This is a genomic window from Streptomyces sp. ADMS, from assembly GCF_033441795.1.
In the GTDB taxonomy this organism is placed as follows: Bacteria; Actinomycetota; Actinomycetes; order Streptomycetales; family Streptomycetaceae; genus Streptomyces.
In genome coordinates this window covers 1-2,940 of the sequence record NZ_JAVFVX010000263.1, presented here as the reverse complement: position 1 = coordinate 2,940, position 2,940 = coordinate 1, and the positions used below count along the sequence as shown (strand labels likewise).

Annotated in this window: 4 protein-coding genes; 2 read left to right on the top strand and 2 right to left on the bottom strand. The window is 68.6% G+C overall.

What is annotated here, in order from left to right; translation table 11 throughout:
• On the top strand, window positions 1-221 hold a 221-nt coding region (locus RB628_RS40130; protein ID WP_318325586.1), incomplete at its 5' end, for a DNA methyltransferase.
• 96 nt (window positions 222-317) lie between these two features.
• Here the strand turns inward: RB628_RS40130 and RB628_RS40125 are convergent.
• Both RB628_RS40125 and RB628_RS40120 read right to left on the bottom strand, forming a co-directional pair.
• Entirely contained in the window at window positions 318-1,262 is a 945-nt protein-coding gene (locus RB628_RS40125) for a DUF5655 domain-containing protein (RefSeq protein ID WP_318325585.1), read from the bottom strand.
• Between the two features lie 650 nt (window positions 1,263-1,912).
• Window positions 1,913-2,239 carry a hypothetical protein gene (locus RB628_RS40120; RefSeq protein ID WP_318325584.1) on the bottom strand — a complete coding sequence of 109 codons (327 nt, stop codon included), beginning with the start codon at window positions 2,237-2,239 and terminating at the stop codon, window positions 1,913-1,915.
• Here RB628_RS40120 and RB628_RS40115 point away from each other — a divergent pair.
• Window positions 2,238-2,940, top strand: a 703-nt coding sequence (locus RB628_RS40115; RefSeq protein ID WP_318325583.1) for a helix-turn-helix domain-containing protein, incomplete at its 3' end; no start/stop codon positions are given. The two genes, RB628_RS40120 and RB628_RS40115, sit on opposite strands and share 2 nt — an antisense overlap.

Below are 2,940 nucleotides of genomic sequence, written 5' to 3'. Positions count from 1 at the left end.
AGCCGGTCGAGATCATGCAGCAGCTCGTGCAGATCTGCCCCGAAGGCGGCACCGTGCTCGACCCTTTCACGGGCAGCGGCTCCACGGGCGTCGCCGCCCTGCGCGAGGGCCGGCGGTTTGTCGGAGCCGAGCTGTCCTCGCACTACGCCGACGTCGCTGAGGCCAGGCTCCGAGCGGAGCTCACCCAGGACGACTTCGTCCTGGCAGGACCGGAGGCATGAGCGTGAGAGCGACCAGGCCGGGGCCGACGGACTGCAGACGACAAAGGGCGGCTGGTGCATCGAGAAACCGATGCACCAGCCGCCCTTCCTCTTGCGTCAGGCCGCCTCGAACGCCCTCCGGATCAGCGGTCCCGCCTTCTCCAGGTCGGCCGCCGAGGCGATCCGCACCTCCAGGTCACCCGTCCCGAGGTGGCCGATACCGCGCATGTCGCGGGAGAAGCCCTCCTCCAGCTCGACCGCGTCCGGGTCGACTCTGAGGTAGACCAGGATCGCCTCGTGCTTCGGGCGGAAGATAACGGAGGCGACATTCACCAACCGACGGTAGGCGATGTAGTGCCGAAGCTGAGCCACCTCCACCTCGCCCCAAACGGTGAGGGCCTCGTCCAACTCGGCGTACAGGTCCTGCAGGCAACCAGGAATCGCACCCGCGGTAGCGGTCGCCTGAGCGGACGTTTTCCCGTCCTCGCCGACGGCACCAGCCGTGACCTCCCGCTCGCGGCTCTGGCGCCGATGCGAGATCGGTCTCGTAGATCCGGGCGTGGACTCGATCAGCAGCAGGCTCAGCAGCCCACCCTCGAAGACGCGGTAGCGCACCAGGTCGATCCGCTCGCGCAGACGGTGCACCGCGACTCGGTCGTGGTGTGAGAAGCCGGCGGCGATGCAGACCATCCGAGGGTTCCGCCAGTCGATCGACTCGGCGACCTCGGAGCCCAGCTTCTCCTTGACCAGTGCCTCGAACTCGTGACGTGCGGAGTCCAACCACGACAGGTAGGAGACAGCCTGCGACAAGACGCCGCTGTCGGCGCCCTTCTTGTACTCGATCAGCGCAGGCGTGCCGTTCTCGTCCAGGCCGAGCGAGTCGATCCGGCCCCGGTGCCAAGGCCCCGTCGGGTACTCCGACGCCAGGAAGCGGATGCCGAGCATGGCCTCCATGCCTGCCTCGACCCGCCGCTGCAGCTCTACCTCCAGCGCCACAGTGGAGCCCCGCAGCTCGACGTCCTGGCCATCGGCATCCAGCCGGAACAGCTTCAGGTCGGTCACCAGCGTCCCCCTCCCGCGATCACTACAGGAGAAGCAATGGAAACCGGCCCATGGCTATTCCGAGCGTCGAGGCAGGGAACGGGAACTTCGCATGGCCCCGACCGTGAGCGACTACGCCTGATCGGCGCCCCGAAACTTGGCTGGCGGGCGTATGGCATGAGTGAGGAGCGCTGAACAGAGGGCCGCGCAGAACGCGCGCTGACGGATACGGACCTCCGGGAAAGCGTCGGCACGTATCGCACTTGGCGGAGTACCGAGGCCCCACAGGAGTACCAGGATGTGACCGGCTTCTGCCGCTCCGAGCCAGCGGAGGTCAGGTGGTGTCGATCAGGCTGTGAGCCTGCTTCGTCCGCCGGGCTGCTCTCAGGGCAGTCACGGGTAGGTCTGTGGGCCCTCCTGCGGGATCTGGACGGACCGGGTGACATTCCCTGAGATCACTGAGCCGCATCCATAGCTGCCTGATTCCGGACATACAGTCCGGATCTCGGTCCGGTCCGATGTGATCACTTCCTCCTGTGGGATGCCGGTCAGTAGGCTGTAGCGGTGATTCGTCGGTGTCCATGCCCCTCGTGCCTTGCTTCTTCTAAGTGGTCCGCTCCGGAAATCTTTCGGGGGTTGACGACGGAGGCGGTGCTGTGGTCGGTGTCTGGTCAGATGTCGGGTGCGGCGAGGTGGAGTCGGCAGGCGCAGTCGAGCGCGTCTGCGGGGGTGCCCGTGGGGCTGCCGGTGGGCAGTAGGGAGTCCTCGTACCGGTCGCTGCTGGCGTAGTAGAGGGCGAAGCCCCACCTGCCGACCGCGCCGGTGTAGCGCAGCCGCATCAGCTTGACCCGCTCGCCGTCGGCCAGTTCCGCCTCCACGTAGGCGAAGGCTCCGCGGTGGCGGACGTGCAACTGCTCCAGCTGCGGCCAGGCGGTGCGGGCGCGCTCGCCGAGGCGCGCCTCCAGCGAGAGCCGGGTGTGTTCCGAGGGCGTGGGCATGGCACCCATCCTGCCCGAGTGGCTGGTCACCGGATGCGGCAGGCTTCGGCCTGCCAATGATGATCCACTTCTCCCGATCGGCCTGCCTGCCTTGCCTGTTGCCGTCGCTCGCCCGATAGTTCTACGCGCCGCCGAGCGCAAGCGGCTGAAGCTGATGGCCTACGGCCACAAGACCGAGTACCGGCTGCGGATGCGCGCGCAAGTGGTGCTGCACGCCGCCCGGGGACGTTCCAACGCGCGCATCGCCCGCGACAGTGGCCTGCATCTGGACACGGTCCGGTGCTGGCGCGGCCGGTTCGCCGAGCAGGGCCTGGCCGGTCTGAGCGACCGCGAGCGGTCGGGGCGGCCGCCGGTGTTCACCGCGCTGCAGGTAGCCCAGGCCAAGGCCCTGGCCTGCCAATTGCCCGCCGAGAGCGGTGTGCCACTCGCGCGCTGGTCATGCCCGGAACTGGCCCGCGAGGTCGTCGCCCGGGCGATCGCCGGCTCGGTCTCCGCCTCCACCGTGCGCCGCTGGCTGGCCGACGACGCGCTCAAGCCCTGGCAGCACCGCTCCTGGATCTTCATCACCGACCCCGCCTTCCGGCCCAAGGCCGAGCGGGTGCTGGACCTGTACGCCCGCACCTGGCAGGGCGTCCCGCTCGGCGACGACGAGTACGTCATCAGCGCGGACGAGAAGACCTCCATCCAGGCCCGCTGCCGCT

Excerpts from the sequence above, each read along its gene's own strand:
- RB628_RS40120 (WP_318325584.1), bottom strand. The coding sequence starts at position 2,239 with ATGCCCACGCCCTCGGAACACACCCGGCTCTCGCTGGAGGCGCGCCTC.